The organism is Aquibium pacificum (genome assembly GCF_040839445.1).
GTDB classification, from domain to species: domain Bacteria; phylum Pseudomonadota; class Alphaproteobacteria; order Rhizobiales; family Rhizobiaceae; genus Aquibium; species Aquibium pacificus.
This window is the reverse complement of record NZ_JBDPGJ010000004.1, coordinates 166058-186649: the sequence shown is the minus strand read 5'-3', so window position 1 is coordinate 186649 and position 20592 is coordinate 166058. Positions and strand designations below refer to the sequence as shown.

19 protein-coding genes are annotated in these 20592 nt (G+C 66.0%); 10 read left to right on the top strand and 9 right to left on the bottom strand.

Annotated elements, in window-relative coordinates:
- Positions 1-20: 20 nt before the first annotated feature.
- The 6 genes from ABGN05_RS17370 to ABGN05_RS17345 all read left to right on the top strand — a co-directional run bounded on the left by ABGN05_RS17370 (position 21) and on the right by ABGN05_RS17345 (position 4856).
- A complete protein-coding gene (locus tag ABGN05_RS17370) occupies positions 21-1232 on the top strand; it encodes a cytochrome P450 (protein WP_367955304.1) in 1212 nt (403 codons plus the stop codon).
- 23 nt (positions 1233-1255) lie between these two features.
- Entirely contained in the window at positions 1256-2467 is a 1212-nt protein-coding gene (locus tag ABGN05_RS17365) for a cytochrome P450 (protein ID WP_367955303.1), read from the top strand.
- A gap of 20 nt (positions 2468-2487) precedes the next feature.
- The gene (locus ABGN05_RS17360; RefSeq protein WP_367955302.1) at positions 2488-2811 is read left to right on the top strand and encodes a 2Fe-2S iron-sulfur cluster-binding protein; all 324 of its coding nucleotides are present in this window, start codon (positions 2488-2490) and stop codon (positions 2809-2811) included.
- 191 nt (positions 2812-3002) lie between these two features.
- The gene (locus ABGN05_RS17355) at positions 3003-3614 is read left to right on the top strand and encodes a VOC family protein (protein ID WP_367955301.1); all 612 of its coding nucleotides are present in this window, start codon (positions 3003-3005) and stop codon (positions 3612-3614) included.
- Between the two features lie 31 nt (positions 3615-3645).
- A complete protein-coding gene (locus ABGN05_RS17350; RefSeq protein ID WP_367955300.1) occupies positions 3646-4074 on the top strand; it encodes a nuclear transport factor 2 family protein in 429 nt (142 codons plus the stop codon).
- A 50-nt stretch (positions 4075-4124) separates the two neighbouring features.
- Positions 4125-4856, top strand: coding sequence for an NIPSNAP family protein (locus tag ABGN05_RS17345; RefSeq protein WP_367955299.1), 732 nt, complete (start codon positions 4125-4127; stop codon positions 4854-4856).
- 7 nt (positions 4857-4863) lie between these two features.
- Here ABGN05_RS17345 and ABGN05_RS17340 read toward each other — a convergent pair whose 3' ends face one another.
- From ABGN05_RS17340 to ABGN05_RS17320, 5 genes are all read right to left on the bottom strand, one after another.
- Positions 4864-6072 carry a cytochrome P450 gene (locus ABGN05_RS17340; RefSeq protein WP_367955298.1) on the bottom strand — a complete coding sequence of 403 codons (1209 nt, stop codon included), beginning with the start codon at positions 6070-6072 and terminating at the stop codon, positions 4864-4866.
- Between the two features lie 108 nt (positions 6073-6180).
- On the bottom strand, positions 6181-7449 hold the full coding sequence (locus ABGN05_RS17335) for a cytochrome P450 (RefSeq protein WP_367955297.1): 1269 nt from the start codon (positions 7447-7449) through the stop codon (positions 6181-6183).
- Between the two features lie 66 nt (positions 7450-7515).
- Complete coding sequence (locus ABGN05_RS17330; protein ID WP_367955296.1) at positions 7516-8052, bottom strand: VOC family protein; 537 nt, start codon at positions 8050-8052, stop codon at positions 7516-7518.
- A complete protein-coding gene (locus tag ABGN05_RS17325; RefSeq protein ID WP_367955295.1) occupies positions 8049-8477 on the bottom strand; it encodes a nuclear transport factor 2 family protein in 429 nt (142 codons plus the stop codon). Before ABGN05_RS17325 ends, ABGN05_RS17330 begins: the two co-directional genes overlap by 4 nt.
- Positions 8478-8519: 42 nt before the next feature.
- Entirely contained in the window at positions 8520-9311 is a 792-nt protein-coding gene (locus tag ABGN05_RS17320; RefSeq protein WP_367955294.1) for a sugar phosphate isomerase/epimerase family protein, read from the bottom strand.
- A 223-nt stretch (positions 9312-9534) separates the two neighbouring features.
- Between ABGN05_RS17320 and ABGN05_RS17315 the strand changes: the two genes are divergently transcribed.
- The 4 genes from ABGN05_RS17315 (at position 9535) to ABGN05_RS17300 (ending at position 15814) form a co-directional block, all read left to right on the top strand.
- Positions 9535-10467: a LysR substrate-binding domain-containing protein gene (locus ABGN05_RS17315; protein WP_367955876.1), complete on the top strand. Its 933-nt coding sequence runs from the start codon at positions 9535-9537 to the stop codon at positions 10465-10467.
- 127 nt (positions 10468-10594) lie between these two features.
- Complete coding sequence (locus tag ABGN05_RS17310) at positions 10595-12274, top strand: sulfatase-like hydrolase/transferase (protein ID WP_367955293.1); 1680 nt, start codon at positions 10595-10597, stop codon at positions 12272-12274.
- 58 nt (positions 12275-12332) lie between these two features.
- Positions 12333-13397 (top strand): TAXI family TRAP transporter solute-binding subunit, encoded by a 1065-nt coding sequence (locus ABGN05_RS17305; RefSeq protein WP_367955292.1) that lies wholly within the window; start codon positions 12333-12335, stop codon positions 13395-13397.
- 68 nt (positions 13398-13465) lie between these two features.
- A complete protein-coding gene (locus ABGN05_RS17300; protein WP_367955291.1) occupies positions 13466-15814 on the top strand; it encodes a TRAP transporter permease in 2349 nt (782 codons plus the stop codon).
- A 31-nt stretch (positions 15815-15845) separates the two neighbouring features.
- Here ABGN05_RS17300 and ABGN05_RS17295 read toward each other — a convergent pair whose 3' ends face one another.
- Genes ABGN05_RS17295 through ABGN05_RS17280 form a run of 4 tightly spaced genes read right to left on the bottom strand, consistent with a single transcriptional unit; the run spans position 15846 to position 20566 of the window.
- Positions 15846-16859 (bottom strand): amidohydrolase family protein, encoded by a 1014-nt coding sequence (locus tag ABGN05_RS17295; RefSeq protein WP_367955290.1) that lies wholly within the window; start codon positions 16857-16859, stop codon positions 15846-15848.
- A gap of 30 nt (positions 16860-16889) precedes the next feature.
- Positions 16890-17663, bottom strand: a complete 774-nt coding sequence (locus ABGN05_RS17290; RefSeq protein ID WP_367955289.1) for an IclR family transcriptional regulator — start codon at positions 17661-17663, stop codon at positions 16890-16892.
- Positions 17660-19579, bottom strand: a complete 1920-nt coding sequence (locus tag ABGN05_RS17285; protein WP_367955288.1) for a TRAP transporter permease — start codon at positions 19577-19579, stop codon at positions 17660-17662. Before ABGN05_RS17285 ends, ABGN05_RS17290 begins: the two co-directional genes overlap by 4 nt.
- Positions 19580-19606: 27 nt before the next feature.
- A complete protein-coding gene (locus ABGN05_RS17280) occupies positions 19607-20566 on the bottom strand; it encodes a TAXI family TRAP transporter solute-binding subunit (RefSeq protein ID WP_367955287.1) in 960 nt (319 codons plus the stop codon).
- Between the last annotated feature and the right edge of the window lie 26 nt (positions 20567-20592).

The following is a 20592-nucleotide window of genomic DNA, read 5'->3' as shown; positions in this document are numbered from 1 at the left end:
GAGGCCGGAGAACGACGAGGATGACCGAAGCCATAGCGGAGGCACGTTTGGAGGCACCGGTCCTCGACATCGATCCGTTCACGGAGGAAATCCTGCCGGATCCGTATGCTTTTCACGAGACGCTTCGGGAAAAGGCGGCTGTGGTGGTGCTTGCTCCGTACGGTATCTACGCGACGGGACGCTACGAGGAAGTCAAGGCGGTCATGTCCGACCACGAGCGCTTCATGGCAGGCGCCGGCACCGGCATGTACGACCTTCGCAAGCCCGGCGCATGGCGCCCGCGAAGCCCGCTCCTCGAGGTCGACCCTCCCGAACACACCTCCTTGCGGACGGTGCTCACGCGCATCATCTCGCCGATCGTGGTGCGCAAATGGCGGGCGGACTTCGAGAAGGAGGCCGAGCGAATCGCCGACAAAGTGGTCGATATGGGCGAGTTCGACGCCGTGCGAGACATTGCCGAAGCATTCGTGCTCACAGTATTTCCGAGCGCGCTCGGAGTGGACATCCCGCACGAGAACGCGGTCGCCATCGGCGACATGAACTTCAACGCGATCGGCCCGAACAACGACATCTTCCAGCGGTCGCTCAAGAAGGTCGAGCCGATCCTGGAGTGGTACCAGAAGAGCTTCCAGCGCGAGAGCATGATCCCGGGCGGATTCGGCGAGCAGATATACCTGGCCGAGGAGGCGGGCGAACTTCCACCCGGCAGCGCGCCCGGCATCGTACGCTCCTTCATCCGCGGGGGCATGGACACGACGAACGCAGGCATCGGGTTCACGCTCAACCAGCTGGCCCGCGATCCGGCGCAGTGGGCCCGGGTCCGGGCCGACCCTTCGCTGGTGCGGGGTGCGTTCGAGGAAGCCATACGCCATGAATCGCCCTCGCAGACACAGTTCCGCACCACCACACGCGAAACCGTGCTCGGCGGCGTGAAGCTCGCCGCGGACCGGAAGATCGCCGTCTTCATCGGCGCTGCCAACCGCGATCCGCGCCAGTGGAACCGGGCCGGCGATTTCCTGATCGACCGCCAGACGGCCGGCATCCACCTCGCGTTCGGTGCCGGCGCGCATAACTGCATCGGGCAGATGATCGCGCGACTGGAAGCCGACATCATTCTCGCCGCCATCGCGCGGCGGGTGGCGGCGATCGAACTGGCCGGTCCGCCTTCCTATCGCATCATCAACACGCTGCGCACTCTCGAGAAGCTGCCGCTTCGCGTCACGAGAGCCTGACGAGATCACGAGGAAGGCCACCTATGAGCACCGCGAGCATGACGACCGCGAAGGCGCCACCCGTCCTCGACGTGGATCCGTTCTCCGATGAGAACATCGCCGACCCCACTGCCTTCCACACTGCATTGCGCGAGACGGGTCCGGTCGTCTTCATCGAGAAGTACGACATGTATGCGGTCGGCCGCTACGACGAGGTCAAGACGGTGATGAGCGACTACCAGCGCTTCACCTCGACCGGCGGCATCGGGATGTCCGACATCCGCAAGCCAGGAGCGTGGCGCACGCCCAGCCCCATCACCGAAATCGATCCGCCGCGCCACACGGGCGTCAGGGGCGCGATGACGAAGATCCTGTCGCCGATCGTGATCCGCAAGTGGCGCGAACATTTCTCGGAGGAAGCCGAGGTGGTCGCGGACCGCGTGGTCGCGAAGGGCGAGATCGAGGCGGTGACCGAACTGGTCGAAGCCTATGTGCTGAAAGTGTTTCCGGACGTTCTCGGCGTCGACATGCCGCGCAAGGATTTCATCGCCATCGGCGAGATGAACTTCAACCAGATCGGCCCGAACAACGAAAACCTGCAGAAGTCGCTGAAGCGGGTCGAACCGATCCTCGACGCCTACCAGAAGAGCTTCCAGCGCGAGAGCATGATCCCCGGCGGATTCGGAGAGAAGATCTTTCTGGCCGAGGACGCCGGCGAATTCGAGAAGGGGACCGCAGGCGTGCAGGTGCGGTCGTTCCTGCGCGCGGGCGTGGATACCACGATCGCCGGCATCGGCCACACGCTCAACCTCCTGGCGCAGAACCCGGGAGAGTGGGCGAAGGTCAAGGCGGCCCCTGCCAAGATCCGCACCGCCTTCGAGGAGGCGCTGCGCCTGCATTCGCCCTCGCAGGTGATGTTCCGCACGACCTCGGCGCCACTGGAATTCGCGGGGCTTTCGCTGGCCGGCGACGTGAAGATCGGCAACTTCATGGGCGCGGCGAACCGCGATCCGCGGAAGTTCGAGGACCCCGACCGGTTCGACGTCGACCGGGACGTGACCGGCGTCCATCTGGCGTTCGGCACCGGACCCCACGTCTGCATCGGCCAGATGATCGCGCGGCTGGAAGCCGAATGCATCCTTGGCGCCATCGTGCGCCGCGTGAAAGCCATCGAACCCGCCGGAGACCCGGAATACCGGATCGTGAACACCCTTCGGACGCTGGAGCGCCTCCCGCTCCGGCTGGTCCCAGCTTGAACAGAGAGGTCTTCCAGAAAATGCCCAAGGTCACATTCATCAATCCGGACGAGTCGCGCGTCGAGCTGGACGTTCCCGTTGGAACGAGCCTGATGAGGGCCGCGACCGCGCATGGCATAGAGGGCATCGTCGGCGACTGCGGCGGCGGACTCACCTGTGCGACCTGCCATGTGCTGGTCGAGGAGACGTTCCTTCCCGATACGCCTCCGATCACGCCGAACGAAGAACAGATGCTCGACTTCACCGCCATGGGCCGGCAGCCGAACAGCCGTCTGAGCTGTCAGCTCGTCATGACCGAGGCACTGGACGGCCTTGTCGTGCGGATCGCTGACCCGCAGCTCTGACCCTGCCTCCGAAAGGTACCGGTCGCGCCCCGTTTCCGACGAGCGGGCGCCGTTGCCGGATGCCGGGAGGTCGCCGCGATTCCTTGCGTCCCAGATACGGGGGACCGCCTCACTTTCCCGGCGGGATAGGCTCATCGCAGACGGCTGAACGGCGGCGCGAACGAACGCCTCGGCGCGCGAAGGAGATCGCAATGTCCCACAACACGCAGAAGCGAAGCAGCGCGCGGCAGGGGGAGCCTATACCGCCCGAGCTGTTCGCGCACATGGTCCTCAAGACCAAGCAGATCGACAGGATCATCGCATGGTACGAGGCCGTGCTCGGCGCGCGGGTCGTCTTCCGCAACGAGATGATCTGCTTCATGACCTACGATCACGAGCATCACCGCATCGCGTTCATCCAGGTTCCGGACACCGTCGACCTTCCGAAGGGAAGCGGAAGCGTCGACCATTTCGCCTACAGCTATCGCGATCTGGGCGAGCTTCTCTCGACCTACTACCGCCTGAAGGACAAGGGGATTCTGCCGGTCCGCATGATCAACCACGGGCCGACGATTTCCTTCTACTATCGCGACCCGGACAACGTGATGCTCGAACTGCAGGTCGACAATTTCGACACGCTGGAAAGCACCCACGCCTTCTTCCACAGCAAGGAATTCGCAGAGAATCCGATCGGCGTCTTCGTCGATCCCGACAAGCTGCGCGCCGACTGGGAAGCCGGCGTTCCGTGGGAGGAAATCCGCAAGCGCCCCCCCATGCCGGAGGGAAAGACGATGGCGGACATGCGGATCGAACGAAAACAATAGACGAACCGATCGAAGCGGGAGGGAAAAGCCGATGAGACGCGCGGACGAGATCGTTCCCAGGAACGACAACGAAAGGACAGTCCTCGGCTTCTACACGACGCTGATGGCGAAGGACCTCGACGCGTTCGCCGACCTGTGGGCCGGCGACGCCGTTCAGGAAATCCCCTTCGCGCCGGAACTCGATGGCTTCGAGCCCGTCTGGCGCGGCAAGGAACGGATCCTCTCCTATTACAACAAGGCCATGCCGGGGCGGCGGGATCACGTCTTCTGGATCCACGACGTCCATCAGACGACGGATCCCGACTGCATCATCGTCGAGGCGAGCGCGCACAGCATCGTCATCGCCAACGGCCGCTCCTACGACCAGCGCTACGTGTTCATCTTCAAGCTGCGCGACGGCAAGATCGTGCTCAACCGCGAGCACGTCAACCCGATCGCCTTCATGCGCGCCTTCGGCTGAACGGCGCACTGCCCGCGCCTGCAGTTGCGCACGGGCCAGGAGAGACCAGGATGATCCTTGAACGCCGCGCCTATACGCTGCGACCGGGCCTGGCCGCGGAGTTCTGGGCGCTCCAGCATTCGTGGAACACCATGGACGCGATCCCGGACTACCTGGAACGCAACATCGGCTACTTCGACGTGGCGGGCGGGACGGCGGAGCAGATCGTGCATCTGCAGCGCTACGACGACTTCGCGGACTGGCGCGATCGCGTGGCATCGAACCAGCGGCAGCCGGGCCGTCAGGACTACTACACCACCGCCCGAAAGCTGCTGACCGCGCAGGAGAACGGCTTTTTTTCACCGAGCCCCGTCGCCCGGCTATCCCCCTTGTGGAACGCGGAGCGGGACTGGCTCTGCGACCAGCCCGTCTTCCCCGACGCGGGAGACGTCGAGGGGCTGATCGTCACTGAGACGTCGGTCGACCTCCTGCCGGGAACGGCACCATCCTACTGGCGGGAAATGGAAATCTTCTCCGAGACGGATGGGTTCGAGGAGCAGAGCCTCGTCGGCATGTTCGTCTCGCTGGTCGGCCAGTTGCATCGGGTGCTGGAGTATCGATGGTTCACGTCCCTCGACGAGTTCCATCGTCACAGGTCTCGGCTCGAGCGGAACAAAGCCTGGCGCGAGGCGCGGGAAGCGCTCAACGCCAACGTCGCGGCCAGCCGCATCACGGTTCTGCGTCCGTCTCCGGTCCCATGGATGCGGGCACTGTTCACGCCCCGCGGCGTACATTCCGGCTGACGGATGCCTAGCGGCCGAGCCTCAGGGGAAGCCGCTCCAGCGTGCGCAGCGTGTTGACGAGACGATAGCGGGGCTCGCCGGCGAGTTCGAGCGTCGCGGCACGGCGCACGATCGCACCCAGGATGCACTCCGCCTCGAGACGCGCGATGTTCTGGCCGATGCAGATGTGGTCGCCGTGGCCCAGCGCGAGGTGGATGCCGGCCGACTCCCGCGCGATGTCGAAGCGATCCGCATCCTCGAACTTGCGCGGGTCGCGGTTCGCCGCCCCCATGAACATGGCGACCTTCGTGTCGCCCCGCATGAAGACGCCGCTGAGTTCGGTATCCGCAGCGGTGGTGCGGAAGAGGTTCGCGGCCGGGGATTCCAGCCGGATCGCCTCCTCGAAAGCTGCCTTCGTGCGTGCCGGGTTGCGGCGCAGCGCGTCCCACTGGCCGGGATCGCGGGCGAGGAAGTTGAGCGTGTGGCCGATCCCCGCGATCGTGGTGTCGACGCCGGCCCGCAGGAAGGAGCGCACCTGAAGCGGTCCCGTGCCCGGCGCGAACTCGCCGGCGTCCTCGGCCTGCAGGATCTTCTCCGCGAAGCCGCCTGGCAGGATGTTCTCGCGCTGGATCGCCGCCTGGTAGCGGTCCATGATCCCCGCGGCAGCTTCCTCCGAACGGCGGAACAGTTCGTTCTTCGGTCCCTGCTGGTTGAAATTCATGTCGCCGATGATGAGGAACTCCTCCTTGGAGAAATCGACGCCGAGGACGCCGAGGAAGGCATCGAGCACGAAGGCCTCCGCGATGTCCTTGACGCCGTCCACCTCGCCGCGCTCGACGACGATCTCGGCGAGCGCCTCGGCCTTGCGCTCGAAGACCTCGCGCCATTGCCGGATGACGAGCGGGGAAAGGATCTTCATCATCGACCCGCGCACCGCGGTGTGCCTGGGCGGATCGATCTCGGTGATGGGGCTCGGGCTGCGCCACGCGCCGGGCTTGCGGATGTCGGACATGCCGATGCCGCCCGTGGTCGTGAAGCGACGGTAATCCGACATCACCTGGCGCAACTCCTCGTGACGGCCGACGGCGTACATCTTGTACTTCTCGATCCACACCACGGGTCCGGTGTCCCGCAGGGCCGTCTGGAAGGGGCGCGGGTTTTCGAGGTTCTCTTCGGAGTACGGGTCCATGTCGAGGACCGGCGCTTCGATCAGGGCGGGGTTCGCGGCATGTGACATCGCTTGTCTCCGAATGTTGACTGGCTTCGTCCAAGCTGGGCCGGACATGCGGGGAGCACCGGCTTGTTCTTCATCCGCGCCGACGGACGGTACGGGTGCGCGGCGGACCTAGTTCGGCAGGCGCGGCTTTCCGAGATCGACCCACAGCGAGGTCGGCGCCCGGAAGACGTAGGTGTGCAGGTGCTCGACGGGCGCGCCGGGCGCCAGATGCATGTCGGGATAGCGCCTGGTCATCTCCTCGAACACGATCTTCATCTCCAGACGCGCCAGTTGCGCGCCGGCGCAGACGTGGATGCCGCTGCCGAGCGACAGGTGCCTGCGCGCGTTCGCCCGGCCGACGTCGGCCCGGTCCGGTTCGGGAAACACGGAGCCGTCGCGGTTGGCGCCGGCGAAGGACAGCATGATGTTGGCGCCGGCGGGAAGCCGGATGCCGGCAAGCTCGACCTCCCTGCGGGTGCGGCGTCGCCAGTGGATGACCGAACCGACGAGGCGGAACATCTCCTCCACCGCGTTGGGGACCAGCGACGGATCGGCGCAGATCGCATCCCACGCCTGGCGCTGGATCATCAGCTCCCTGAAGGCGTTGGTGAGCTGGTTCGTCGTGGTCTCGTGTCCGGCGAACATGAGCGAATAGGTGAGCGTGGCGATCTCGTTCAGTGTCAGGATCGCGTCGTCGCCATTGCGCCAGTCGAGGAGCCGGCTGGTGAAATCGCCGCGCCGGTTCTCCATCCGGTCCTGGACCATCGACTTGCAGTACTTCCAGTACTGGACCAGGCCTTTCGCGCCTTCGATCTGCTGCTCGTAGGTCGAAGGGCTGAAGTCGATCAGCGTGCGGTTGCCCGCCCAGCGCTTGACGTTCTGGGTATCCTGCGAGGGAATGCCGAGGACGAGAAATATCACCTGCGCGGGAAGTTCGTAGGTGAAGTCGGCGAGGAGATCGACGCGGCTGTGGCCTTCGAGGCGGTCGAGTGCCTCGATGGTCAGGCGCCGGATGTCGGCCTCCAGCACCGCGAAGGTCTTGATGTTGAGGATCGCGTTGGTGGCGGCGCGGATGCGGGTGTGGTGCGGCGGGGCGATGCTCGCCTGGCTCGGCGAGGGCGAGAAGCCGCCCTCCTCCAGTATCCGCATCGCGTCGGGATGCATGGGGATCGGACGCTGGGTGACGTTCTCGGCGGTGTAGTTCTCCTGGTCGTTCAGGATGGCGATCACGTCGGCGTATCGCGTTACGATCCAGTAATCCAGTTCAGGATCGTAGTAGACGGGGTTTTCGAGCCGCGCCCTAGAAAGCAGCCCGTAGAGTTCGTCGCGGTAGTAGGGCGCGGGGCCGCGCGCCCCCGCGGAGCCATCCGTCGCGCGCGTTTCGATGGTCGAGTTCATCGATCTTCCTCCCGATGTTTTTCCACGTCCCCGGGTCTCGCCCCGCGCATGCGAAGCTGGCCGCCCTCATCCCATGACTTCGGCGAAATCCCGTATCGGCCGGTCACCACTCCATCCGTCGGCCGCCTGCCGGATGCGGTCGAAAACGCGGCCCTTGCCTCCGCTGAGTTCGATGATCTCCGCCGCGACCCCATCTGTCCCGGACGGCTCGTAGAACAGGATGCAGTCGGGACTGTCTCCGACGCGGCACCGCATCACGGGCCGCATGCCGAGCGAATCGTAGCGCGCCTTGTCCGCGTCGAATGTCCGGGTCAGGAAGCCGAGATGGTGAATGCCCTCGCGGCCGGAACGCAGGAAGTCGTTGTAGATCGAGCGGGCATCGTTGCGCGGCTGTATCAGCTCGAACTGCATGGCGCCGCTGTTGGCGAGCGCGACCGAGACCTCGACGTCGCAGGCCTGATCCCGGTAGGTGAAATCGCGAAAATCGATCCTGTCACGGTAGAACCAGGGGCCGACCCCGAGCGCGATCCAGTGCTTCAGCGCGGAATCGATGTCGCGAACGATCAGCCCGGTCTGCCCGGCCGCTCCGAAAACGTGGCTCAATTCGACTTCTCCAACGGGACGCTGCCGCCCTCAGACGGCGGCACGATGCGCGGCGTCGCCTGCCAAGCGATCATCCGCCATTTGCCGTCATCAGACCGGATCCATGTTTCCAGGAACGCGGTCTCGAGAAGCTTCTCTTCGCCGTTGACGATGACCGTCGTGCTCAGGTTTCCGGTGCGCAAGGTGGTCAGCGCGTTGGCTTCGACGATGCGCACGTCGGATGCCTCGATCCTGCGGTAGACGATCTTTGCCTGCACCACGCTGTCGACGAGTTTCTGCCTCGTGTCGAAACGGCCGGAGGCGTGGATGTGGACGAGGTCCTCGTGGAGGACGTCCAGCAGACCGCCCTCGTCGGCCGCCTTCAACGCGTCGACCCGCCGCTGTGCCTGGACGGCGACGCGGGCCGCGGCATCACCGGAGGCCATGTGCTGGTCCATCCCGGCGAGACAAGACGAAGGAGCGGGTGGTCACGTGGCCGCCCTCCTGTCCGCCATTCCCCGCGTCTGCCTGACGGAGCGGCCGACGCGCTCTTCGAGAGACATCGCCGTGTTCGGTATCTCGACGCCTATCACCCTGTCGTCGGGAAGCGCGTCGAGGAACTCCTGCAGCGGGAACACGCCGTCGCCCGGCGGAAGGCGCCTGGTGCGGGCCTCTTCGAGTTGCTTGTCCACCGGCACGCCGTCCGCGCCGTCGCAGATCTGCACGCGCGCGATCCAGTCCATATGCTGCTTCATCTGCGCGATCGTGCCGTCGTTGCGGAAGAAGTGCATGGAATCGACCGTGATCCGGGCATCCGGATCGCCGAGTTTTTCCAGGAATGCCACCGTGTTCGGCAGCGTGTCGTGAGCAAAGCGGCGGCTGATCTCGGTCGAGACCTTGATGCCGTACTCCCGCGCGATCTCGCAGGTGCCCCCGAAGCTGTCGAGGAGACGCGACTGGTCGGGGTCGCGCGCAAGCACATTGATCCAGTTCGCGCCGAGATAGGCGCTGGACTCGATCGCCAGACGGAAGGATTCGGGATCGGTCTCTGGCTGGAGGTTGAAGGCGTCGACAACGTCGACAGTTATGCCGAGATCGACGCAGCGGCGGCGCACCATCCGCCGTTGCGGCGTGTCCCCCAGGAGGTTGAAGAAGGGGAACGGCCGCATCGGCTGGATCAGCAGACCGACGAAGGCGCACCCGTATTCAGCCGCGAGTTCGATATGCCTCGGCGTATCGACTTCCGGGACGGTGAGGAATTCGAGGCTGAGCTGACGCATGGGCCCTTCCGGTTCTGTCCGGAAAAGTCTCCACCTGGCCGGCGGTGCCGTATGCCCCCGCAGCAGGTGACAATGGGTTGCCGGTATCGGCTGCCGCCATGACCGGATTTTCCGCAGCTTCGAGTATAATCCCGTCAGGCAAAGGAAGAGGTATCCTCACGCGCCGCCGCTTGCGTGGATTGTCCGACTTTGCCAAGTGGATCCGATCACTCGCAACGGGGGCATGCTACCCGCGATGACCGGAGCTTTCGCGCGACTGCGCATGCGGCACCTGCGCTGTTTTCAGGCCCTTGCCAGGCACAGTTCCGTCAGTGCCGCGGCGGAGCACATGAACAGCTCGCAGCCTGCGCTCTCCCGCGCGCTGGCGGAACTCGAAGGCATCATCGGACAGCCGCTCTTCCTTCGCACCGGCCGCGGCCTTTCGCTCACGGAAGCGGGCGAATCGCTCCGGCGGCACGTCGACGCCGCGCTGTCGCAACTCGAGGCAGGCACCCGGAGCGCGGCGGGACTTTCGCCGGTGCCGGTCGTCGCGGTCGGCATGCTGCCCAACGTCGCCCGCACGCTCGCTGTGGCAGCGGCGAGCCGGTTCAAGGCCGCCGCGCCGCAGGCCGACCTGCGGCTCTACTGGGCCGGCGTGCCCGAACTGGTGGCGCGGCTGCACCGGTCGGAGATCGACTTCCTGCTCGGCCGCCTGCTGGCGCTCGACTACATGCCGGGCGTGCGCTTCGAGCACCTCTACTTCGAGCCGCTGATCTTCGTCGTGGGACGCGATCATCCCTTCGCCGCGCAGCCGGACGCCGTGACACTCGACGACATCCGGGCCGAACTCGTCGTGGTTCCGATGCCCGACACGATCATCCGCCGCGAACTGGACAAGTTCACCACCGCCCGCGGGCTCGGCGCCTTTCCCAACAAGATCGAGACGGTGTCTTTCGAATTCACGCGCAGCTTTCTCGCCGGAAACCGCGCCGTCGCCTGCGTTCCGCTCGGCGCGGTTCGGCAGGAGATCGCCGACGGCCGCGTCGTGCGACTGAGCCTGACCGGCGACGAACTGATGGGTTCGGTCGGCATCACCCACGCGACGGACCGCAAGCTGTCGCCAGAGGCACAGCTGCTGGTCGAGCACGTGCGGGAGGCGGCGCAAGCCTACGCCTGATATATCCGTTTCGTTATATCTGCTCGGAAGTTGTTATTTCCCCGATCGCGCGGGCGCGGCTACAGTCGGCCTCGCAAGACAGACCGCGCGATACGCGGCGACGCTCCAGGGAGGAGACATCGCAGGCATGGCCGAGCCGAAGAACATCCTTTTCATCATGTTCGACCAGCTTCGATGGGATTATCTGAGCTGCTATGGCCATCCGTACCTGAAGACGCCGAACATCGACCGGCTCGCCGGCAAGGGCGTGCGCTTCACGCGGGCCTACGTGCAGTCGCCGCTGTGCGGTCCCTCGCGCATGTCGACCTATACCGGCCGCTACGTGCACAGCCACGGCGCGTCGTGGAACAACGTGCCGCTGAAGGTCGGCGAACGCACGATGGGCGACCATCTGCGCGACGTCGGAATGGGCTGCTGGCTCGTCGGCAAGACGCACATGGCGGCGGATGCCGAAGGAATGCGGCGGCTCGGCCTCGAACCCGACAGCGTCATCGGCGCCCGGGTGAGCGAATGTGGCTTCGACGTCTTCGAGCGCGACGACGGGATGCGGCCGGAGGGACCGGACGGCCTCTACGATCCGGGCGGCGCGCTGAAATACAACGAATACCTGCGCGGGAAGGGCTACGACGGCGACAATCCCTGGCACGATTATGCCAACTCCGCCGTCGACGAGACGGGCAATGTGCTTTCGGGCTGGTTCCTGAAGAATTCCGACCTTCCCGCCAATATCCGCGAGGAGGACAGCGAGACGCCCTATCTCACGCGTCGCGGGATGGAGTTCATCGAAGGCCAGCGCCACGCGCGGTGGCTCTGCCACCTGAGCTACATCAAGCCGCACTGGCCCTACATCGTGCCAGAACCCTACGCCTCGATGTACGGACGGCAGGATTTCCTGCCGCCCGTCCGTTCGCAGGCCGAGCGGGACACGGACCATCCGGTTTTCCGGGGATTCCAGAACGCGCCGGTCGGCCGTGCGCTGTCGCGCGACGACGTGCGCGACAAGGTGCTGCGGGCGTACATGGGCTTGATCAAGCAATGCGACGACCAGATGGGCGTGCTGCTCGGCTGGCTCGAAGAGACAGGCCGGATGGACGACACGATGATCGTCGTCACCTCCGACCATGGCGACTTCATGGGCGATCACTGGATGGGGGAGAAGACCTTCTTCCACGATGCCAGCATCAGGGTTCCGCTGATCATCTACGATCCGTCGAACAAGGCCGACGCCACGCGCGGCTCGGTCTGCGACGCACTTGTGGAATGCCTCGATCTCCTGCCGACCTTCGTGGAGGCGGCGGGAAGCGATCCTTCGCGGCTCGACCACATCCTGGAGGGAAAGTCGCTGCTGCCTCTGCTGCGCGGCGGCGCGGCGCCTCAGCGCGAGGCGGTCTTCTGCGAATATGACTATTCGGCCAGCCCTCTCGCCGGCAAGCTCGGCCTGCATCCGGCCGACGCGCGCATGTTCATGGTGTTCGACGGCCGCTGGAAGATGATCCACTTCGAGGGTGGCTTCCGGCCCATGCTCTTCGACCTCGACGCCGATCCCGACGAACTGGAGGACCTGGGCGCCTCGCCGGCGCAGGAAGACATTCGCGCGGCGCTCTACGACAGGCTGTTCGCCTGGGCGCGGCGCCCGGCGGCGCGGACCACGATCTCCAACGACGCCTTGCGGGCTGCCCGCAGCAAGTCAGGCCGCAAGGGCGTGCTGATCGGCGTGGTCGGCGAGGAGGACGCCGACCCGGAGATCGTAGCGAAATATGTCGGGCGCAAGGCGCGCGACATGCGCGCGAGAAAAGCCGCGGAATAGGGAGGTGCCGGGGCGAAGAACGCACCGGAATGTTCATCAACAGGGAGGAAAACAAGAAATGTCGTCAAGAGTCACTCGAAAGATCGCAATCCTCGGCTGCGCGGCGGCGCTCTGCCTGGCGGGGCAAGCCGCATTGGCGCAGGTCAACCTCACCGGCGAGACCTCGAGCCCCGGAAACTCGCCCCATGTGAACATGGTCCATCTGGCCGACGTGCTGGCGCGCGAGGGGATCGCCAACATACAGGTCTCGGAAGGCCAGACCGCCACCAACTCCATCGTCAACGTGGCCGAAGGCAAGACCGACATCGCGACGGCGCCGACCGTCCTGCACTTCCTTCTCGAAAACGGCCGCGGCCCCTTCAGCAGCCAGGGTGAGAACGGAAAGGCGCTGGCCGAAAAGGTCCGCGCCATGTGGCCTTACAACGCCGGCGCCTACGGGCTGTTCGCGCCCGTCGCATCCGGAATCCGCAGTTACGAGGACATCAAGGGCCGCACGGTCTGGAACGGCCCGCCGAGCGGGGCGGCGCTGACGCTCGGACGCCAGACGCTGCAGCTCGGCACAGGCGGCTTCAAGGACGGCGAGGACTACAAGGGCCTCCAGACCAACTGGGGCCAGTTGCCGACCGTCCTGGTGGACGGTTCGGCCGAAGCCTTCATGGTTCCCGTGACCTTCCCGTCGGACCGCGTCGTGACGGCGCTTGCCGCGGGCAACGTCAACCTCATCTCCTTTCCCAAGGAAATCTGGGAAAGCGAGGGCATGAAGAAGTTCCTGCGCGCGCCAGGCAATTCGCCCGTCGTGATCAAGGGCGAGGACATGGGCTACGGCCCCGACCAGGGCGTGACGCTGATCTCGGAGGACGGCTACTTCCGTTCGCCCGGCGTGCCCTTCGCCACCCTCGTGCGCGCCGACATGCCCGACGATCTCGTGAAGAAGATCACGGCCGCCTACATCGCGTCGATACCGGAACTCAAGAAGCGCGCGCCCTATGCCGCCAACGTCAATTTCGACGTCGTGGACGAGGAGACGACCGGCTTCTGCGGGGCGCTCACGCTGAAGTACCACCCCGGCGCCGTCGCGGCGTGGGAGGAGGCGGGCTACGCGATCCCGGACTGCGCCGAGTGACCTGATCGCCTGGCAGGCGGGCTTGAGCGGCTCGCCTGCCGTTCTTCGTCAATACCTCCTGGAGAGTCATGGAACCAACCGCGACCGTCACGCCGTTGAAGCGCGCCGCGCGCCTGCTCGGGCTCGTGCTGGTGGCGATCGGGCTCCTGAACACGATCCCCTCCATCCCCGGGCTCGATGCGTTCGTCCAGGACATGGTCGGGAACCCCGATTTCCCGATCCGCAAGTTTCCCTATCAGTGGCTCTATCCGATTGCCTTCGTCCTGATGATGGCGATCGTGGCGCTCAACCATTCCTTCCGGGCGCAGTATGCCGACCTGAACCGGGGCGCCATCTGGCGCGGGTTCGGTCTGTTCATGGATATCGCCCTCGTCGTGATGTCGGTGCTCGTCGCGCTGGCCTATCTCGTCGAGATCGACTCGGTCTGCCTGATCGACCGCGTCACCGGCGAGAGGGCGGAGCTGATCTCCCGAGCATTGGCCGAGGAGCGCGAATTCGCGGAACTCTATGGCCTGCCCGCCCCCACATCGGTGGACGACCCCGCCTGTATCAACACTCTCGGCGGCTGGATCTTCGTCGTCGTCGGCGCGGGGATCGCGGTGTTCCTGGGCTACAACGTCCGGGTCTGGGGCCTTGCGCTGGTGTCGGTCGCCATCCTCATCGCCGCCTACACGCTGGCGACGGTGCTGGCCTGGTATGTCTTCGGCGCCGAGGACATGAACAAGTACCTCATCACCAAGCTCGGTGGCGAGCCGCGGATGCTGATGGACGGGCGTCCCAACGTCGAGGACATCCTGGTCAACAACGCGCAGGGCATCCTCGGCCGCTTCATGGGCATTCTCCTGTCCACGGTCTTTCCCTACATCGTGCTCGGCTCGCTGTTCGGTATCTCCGGCGGCGGGCGGTCGCTTATCAAGCTCGCCTTCCTCTGGACGCGGCGCCTGCGCGGCGGTCCGGCCCATGCGGCCATCGTCTCCTCCGCGCTGTTCGGAACCATTTCCGGCGGGCCGGTGGTGAACGTGCTGTCGACCGGCGTGCTCACGATCCCGATGATGCTCAGGCGCGGCTTCACAAAGAACTTCGCCGGCGGCATCGAGGCGGCGGCATCGTCGGGTGGGCAGATCATGCCGCCGGTGATGGGGGTCGCGGCATTCGTGCTGGCCGCAATGACCGTCACGCCCTATCGCGAAGTCATCATCGCCGCCTCGCTGCCGGCGCTCGCCTATTTCGGATGCCTGTTCCTGACGGTCGTCTTCCAGGCTCGCAAGCAGGGCATCGTGGCAGTCGGCGAGAAGACGCCCGAGATGGCGCTGACGGGCCAGGACCGGCTGAACCTGTTGATGATCCTGGCACCGATCCTCTTGATCATGTTCCTGCTTCTGACCCCCAAGGAGGCAGTGGGCTGCGGCCCGATTGCCGGGCTCATCGGCATCGAGCGCATCGTCGAGGACGGATCCTGCCGGACGGAGAACCTGCCCTGGCTCTTCCAGCTCGTCCAGAACTCGGCAGGCGACGCCGGATCCGCGGGCTGGTGGGCGGTGGCGCTGCTGGCCGTGCTTTTCCTGCTCGACCCGGAGTTCCGGCGCCGGCCGGCGCAGCTGATCGAAGCACTGGCGGATGCGGGCGTGCTGATCGCGACGCTCTACCTGATGTTCCTCTCGGTTTCCGTCATCGACTTCTGCCTCAACTTCACCGGGCTTTCGGGCTTCATCGCGCGCGACGTCCTGTCGATGCTGCGCCTCTTCGCGCCCGAGCTTCAGTCGGGCGGCGTCTTCCTCCTCGCGGCGCTCTTCGTCACGATGCTGATGGCGATCCTGCTCGGCATGGGCATGCCGACGGTGCCGGCCTATGTCAACGTCGCGCTTCTGATGGGACCGCTGGTGATCGGGCTCGGAATAGCGCCCTTCACGGCGCACATGTTCATCTTCTTCTTCGCGGTCGCCTCCGCGATCACGCCGCCCGTGGCGGTCGCCGCCTTCGCGGCAGCCTCGATCACCAAGGCGGATCCCATGGCGACCGGTTTCGCCGCCGTGCGGGCCGGCATCGTCATGTTCGTGCTGCCCTTCGTCTTCGCCTTCTATCCCGAACTGCTGCTGATCGATGCGGCCAAGCTCGATCCGGCCATGGCGACGCCCAGCGCCATCGAGTTCCTCCCCGGCTACGGGCCGGGCATCGACTGGGCTTCACTTGCGCTGGTCCTCGCGCGGCTATCGTTGTGCCTCTATCTTCTTGCCGGCGCCCTCGCCCGGTTCGACGTTCGGCGCATGGGCGGGCCTGAGACGCTGCTCCGCATCGCGCTCGCCGGCGCGGTGATGATGCGCGAACCAGGCATCTGGCTGCCGGCGACCGGCATCGCACTCGCCTACCTCGCCTGGCATGCCATGGCTGCCAGTCGGATCAGGTCGCACACTGCCTGACGGGCGAGCGCGCGTTCGCCGGTCCTTCCTCTCAGACCGAGAGGCCGAGCAGCGCGACGGCGTTGTCCTGGTAGATCCTGCGCTTCAACGCCTCGTCTTCCAGCCCGTCGAGGATCCGGATCGTCTCGCGGATGTACATCGGCCCGCCTTCCGGATCGAAGGGGGCGTCGGAGGCAAAGAGCACACGCTCCTCGCCGAAGAACTCCACCGCATGCTCGATCGCCTTCTTCGAGCCGAAGGAGGCGGTGTCGGCGTAGAATTCCTTGAAGTAGTCGAGATGCGGGCGCTTCAACGTCTTCAGTACCGCGCCGAGGTCGCGGTCGGTCGTGCGCTTGCCCATCTGGTCCCAGCCCGGGCCTACACGGCCCTCGAAGAAGGGCACCATTCCGCCGGAATGGTGGGTGATCACCTTCAGGCCGGGGAAGCGGTCGAAGAAACGCGAAAAGACCATGCGCGCCATCGCGGCCGAGGTCTCGTACGGCCAGCCGAAGGTCCACCAGATCTCGTATTCGGAGCGGTCCTCGGTCAGGTAGTCGGGGAAGTCCTGCGTACGCGCGGGATGCATCCAGACCGGCTTGCCGGCCCTGGCCATGTAGGCGAAGAAGGGTGCGAATTCATCCAGGTCGAGCGGCTGGCCCTTGACGTTGGTGTAGATCTGCATCCCGACGGCGCCCTTCTCCTCGATCGCCCGGCGGCATTCGTCGACGCAGGCGGCGGAATTGGAGAGCGGCGCGGTGCCGATGAAGCCGGGGAAGCGGCGCGGGTATTTCGCGCAGAGCTCGGCCATGGAATCGGTGCCGATGCGGGAGAGTTCCAGCGCCTGGTCGGGCGTGCATATGGCTTCGAGCGGCGGGGCCGCCAGGGACAAGATCTGGCAGTAGTCGTCCCCGAACATGTCCATGACCTCGAAGCGGCGGTCGAGGTTCGTCATCATCGGCACGCGGCCGGAGCGCGCCGTGATTGCATGCATCTCGCCGACGATGCCGATCAAGGCCTTGAAGTAGGCCTCCGGCCAGATGTGGGTGAAGACGTCGATCTTTTTCATGTCCAGTCCTGCCTGTCGTGTCGGGATTGTCTATTCGGCCGCGTCGAGGAGCCGCCGCGAGGAGAGCCGCTCGCTGATGCGGGCGGCGGTTTCGGCCACTTCGCGTCCCAGTTTGGCGAGGCCGATCGCATCCGCGTGGCGCTCGGCCATCGTCAGGCACAGGCTCGCGACGGGCGCGGCGGAGGAATCGAAGACCGGAGCGCCGGTGCCGACCACGCCGGGCGTCACCTCGCCGCGCGCCGTCACGTAGCCGTCGCGGCGGATCGCCCGGAATCGCGCCATGACCGCGTCGCGGTCCGCGCCGAAACCGATTTCGCGAAAGGTATCCATGCGGCTGTCGATGAGGGGGATCATCTGGCGGCGCGGCAGGAAGGCGAGGATGCCGTGCGACGTGGCACCGCGCCCGACAGGCATCGGCCTGCCGCGCGGGTAGCTCGAAACGGCCTCGTCGGACGTGCGCACTGACACGACGCACAGGACCCGGTCGCGGTACCAGCGCGACAGGAATGCCGTGCCCGGGTGACGGCCGGCCAAGTCCTCCAGGAAGGGCTGTCCCTCCACGACCAGCGGGTCCGCCTTGCGCAGGAGAAAGTCCATCTCGACCACCTTCGGGCCGAGCGTGTAGGCCGCCTCACGCACGCTGACGATGAGACCCGTTTCCTTCAGCGTCTTCAGGTATCGATAGAGGGTCGGACGGCTGTAACCGAGGCGCTCCTGCAACTCCTCGGGCGTCCACTCTGGATGCGCCTCGTCGAAGACGTTGAGGACGCCCAGCATCCGCTCCAGGCTGTTGTTCTCGCTCACCGCACCACCTGCGAGCCCGGCGCGGAACGGGCGGAGAACCAGGACGAAGCCATGAGGAATATGCCCAGCGCGGCGCCTACGACGTCGGTGTAGATGGCGCCGGGAAAGGCGCCCGCCGGAACAAGGGCGGCGATCCCGGCGACACAGAAGAGCCCGCGCTGCGCCATCGACATCCGAGCCGCGAAATAGCCCGCCAGACCCGCCGAGACGAGCCAGACGCCGAGGGATGCGGTGACGATGGCCAGAACGATCTCGCCGGGCTCGCCGACCAGGATCAGCGTCGGCGAGAAGGCGAACAGGAACGGGATCACGAAGGCGAGCCAGCCGAACTTGACCGAGGCCCAGCCCGTCTGCATCGGGTCGGCGCGCGCGATGCTGGCGGCCGCGAAGGCGGCCAGCGCGATCGGGGGCGTGATCATGGACATCATGCCGAAGTACAGCACGAAGAGGTGCGCCGCCATCGGTTCCAGCCCCACCTCCACCAGCGCCGGCGCCACCAGCGAGGCAAGCAGGACGTAGACCGCGAGCGTCGGCAGTCCCATGCCGAGCACGATGCAGACGCCCGCCGACAGGACAAGCAGCACGATGGTGCTGCCGCCGCCGAGCAGCACCAGCGCATAGGTCAGGTTGAAGCTGAGCCCGGTGATGTTGAGGACACCGATGACGAGGCCTGCCGCGGCGGAGATGACGATGATCTCCACCACCTGCTCGCCCGTCGCGACGATCGTCCTCAAGAGCGTGAGCACCGAGGCGCGGACGCCGTCGTAGCCGAAGACCAGCGCCGTGACGACGACGGTCGCGCAGGCGAGCAGCGCCGCGCGCTCGGGCTGCCAGTTCAAACTGAACAGCGCGTAGATCAGCAGCGCGAAGGCGAGCAGGAAATGCAGACCACCGATGATGGTGCGGCGCGACGGCATCTCGCTCGCAGGCGCGGCCGAAATGCCGAGGCGCGCCGCTTCCAGATCGGCCTGGATGAAGAGTGCGCCATAGTAGAGCAGCGCCGGCACGAGCGCGGCGAGCGCCACTTCCGCGTAGGTCACCTGCAGGAATTCGGCCATCAGGAAGGCCGCTGCCCCCATGACCGGCGGCATGAGCTGGCCGCCCGTCGAGGCGACCGCTTCGATGGCACCCGCCTTGTGCGCCGGATAATTGTCGCGCTTGATCATCGGGATGGTGACCACGCCGGTCGCGACGACGTTTGCCACCGCCGAGCCAGAGATCGAGCCGAACAGCGCCGAGGCCGCCACCGCGATCTTCATCGAGCCGCCGCGGAAGCGCCCCATGGTGACGAGCGCCGCATCGGTGAAGAACTTCGAACCGCCGGTGGCGGTCAAGAGGGCGCCGAAGAAGATGAAGGCAATCACGATCGTGGAGGCGACCGCCATCGGCAGGCCGAAGATGCCATTGACGTCGTAGGCCATGTAGCCGGCGAGCTTCTGCCAGTCCTGCGGACGGCCCGCGAGCCTGCCGGGAACGAGGTCGCCGAACATAGCATAGAGGAGGAAGGCGCCGATGATGGCGACCAGCGCCCAGCCGGTGGACCTGCGCAGCGCCTCGAACAGGAGCAGGACGAGGATGACGCCCGGAACATAGGCGGAGACGGGCCTGAGGAACACCTGGTTGACGACGGTCGCGTAGTGGATCGCGACGTAGCCCGCGGCGAGCATGCCGACGAGCGCGGCGGCCATGTCATACCAGGCGACCGGTCCGTCGCGCCGCGTGCCGCGCGGCGTGAGCAGCAGGAACGCCAGCGGCAGCACCAGCGCGAGAACGACCGCCAGAAACTGCTGCGGATAGTAGGAAACGCCCAGCATGCGCGGGACGCCGAGCGACCAGGCCGCCGCAACGATGGTGATCGCGGCGGCCAGCACCGCCGCGACCGGCCGCCAGATCGTCGGCGACGCCGCACCGCCCATGACAGGTTCTTCCTCAGGCCGCCGCGGCTACTCCTTCCAGAGGCCGGCTTCCTTGTAGAAGCGGATGGCGCCCGGATGGTATTCGCCCGGCGCCGTCTCGCCGACCATTGCCTTCGGGTCGAAGGCCGCGAAGGGCGGGAATGCGGCCTTCATCGCCTCCTTGCCGTCGTGGAGCACCTTGGTCATGGCGTAGACCACGTCGTCGCTGACGTCGGCATTGGTGAAGACGAGCTGCGGATAGGCGATGAAGGTACCGGGCTCCAGCACGCCGGGCGCGGCCGGTCCGGGCTCCATCCTGACGACGTAACCGGTCTTCCAATGCTGCTTGATGGCGGCGACCGCTTCCGGCGTGTCCGGCACGCCGAGCGCCCGGATGCCGCCGACCGCCGCATCCGCCTCGCGAACCTTGCCCGCGCCGTGGGCGAAGATGAAGCCGACGGCATCGCCGGCGATGAAGGCGTCGGCACCGGCCACCACGCTCGGCACCTGCACCGGCTGCATGTCGGAGCGCGCCAGTCCGGCTGTGGCGTAGATGGCGTCGAGCTGCGGCAGGATGGTCTGCTGCGCCGTGTAGCCGTCGACCATCGGTTTGCCCTTCAGATCGGCGACCGACATGATGTCACTGTCGGCGCGAACGAAGATCGCTTCCCTGATCGGCATGATCAGACCGACGACGCGCAACTTGTCGCTGGCGCCGGTGTCGGAGAACCATGCTTCCCCGGTGAGAGCGTTGTTGAACTCCTCGAGATTTCCGACGCCGAACTCCACTTCGTTGGCGTTGACCAGGGGCATGTACTGGTTGGGGCTGGTCGCCGGCTGGATCGTCGCGTTCAGGCCGGCATCATTGGCGGCCTTGGCGACGGCGGTTCCGATGTTGTGGAAGAGCGAGCCCGGGTTCGACGTTGCGATGCCGACGGTCTGCGCGGCCGCCGTTCCGAGAAGCGCAAGCGACGCTGCGAGCGCCAAAGGCGCGATATATCTGTTCATTTCATCCTCCCTGATGCTCCGGATGA

Coding starts and splice junctions, on each gene's coding strand:
- ABGN05_RS17370 (WP_367955304.1), top strand. CDS start 21: ATGACCGAAGCCATAGCGGAGGCACGTTTGGAGGCACCGGTCCTCGAC.
- ABGN05_RS17365 (WP_367955303.1), top strand. CDS start 1,256: ATGAGCACCGCGAGCATGACGACCGCGAAGGCGCCACCCGTCCTCGAC.
- ABGN05_RS17360 (WP_367955302.1), top strand. CDS start 2,488: ATGCCCAAGGTCACATTCATCAATCCGGACGAGTCGCGCGTCGAGCTG.
- ABGN05_RS17355 (WP_367955301.1), top strand. CDS start 3,003: ATGTCCCACAACACGCAGAAGCGAAGCAGCGCGCGGCAGGGGGAGCCT.
- ABGN05_RS17350 (WP_367955300.1), top strand. CDS start 3,646: ATGAGACGCGCGGACGAGATCGTTCCCAGGAACGACAACGAAAGGACA.
- ABGN05_RS17345 (WP_367955299.1), top strand. CDS start 4,125: ATGATCCTTGAACGCCGCGCCTATACGCTGCGACCGGGCCTGGCCGCG.
- ABGN05_RS17340 (WP_367955298.1), bottom strand. CDS start 6,072: ATGTCACATGCCGCGAACCCCGCCCTGATCGAAGCGCCGGTCCTCGAC.
- ABGN05_RS17335 (WP_367955297.1), bottom strand. CDS start 7,449: ATGAACTCGACCATCGAAACGCGCGCGACGGATGGCTCCGCGGGGGCG.
- ABGN05_RS17325 (WP_367955295.1), bottom strand. CDS start 8,477: ATGGCCTCCGGTGATGCCGCGGCCCGCGTCGCCGTCCAGGCACAGCGG.
- ABGN05_RS17320 (WP_367955294.1), bottom strand. CDS start 9,311: ATGCGTCAGCTCAGCCTCGAATTCCTCACCGTCCCGGAAGTCGATACG.
- ABGN05_RS17315 (WP_367955876.1), top strand. CDS start 9,535: ATGCTACCCGCGATGACCGGAGCTTTCGCGCGACTGCGCATGCGGCAC.
- ABGN05_RS17310 (WP_367955293.1), top strand. CDS start 10,595: ATGGCCGAGCCGAAGAACATCCTTTTCATCATGTTCGACCAGCTTCGA.
- ABGN05_RS17305 (WP_367955292.1), top strand. CDS start 12,333: ATGTCGTCAAGAGTCACTCGAAAGATCGCAATCCTCGGCTGCGCGGCG.
- ABGN05_RS17300 (WP_367955291.1), top strand. CDS start 13,466: ATGGAACCAACCGCGACCGTCACGCCGTTGAAGCGCGCCGCGCGCCTG.
- ABGN05_RS17295 (WP_367955290.1), bottom strand. CDS start 16,859: ATGAAAAAGATCGACGTCTTCACCCACATCTGGCCGGAGGCCTACTTC.
- ABGN05_RS17285 (WP_367955288.1), bottom strand. CDS start 19,579: ATGGGCGGTGCGGCGTCGCCGACGATCTGGCGGCCGGTCGCGGCGGTG.
- ABGN05_RS17280 (WP_367955287.1), bottom strand. CDS start 20,566: ATGAACAGATATATCGCGCCTTTGGCGCTCGCAGCGTCGCTTGCGCTT.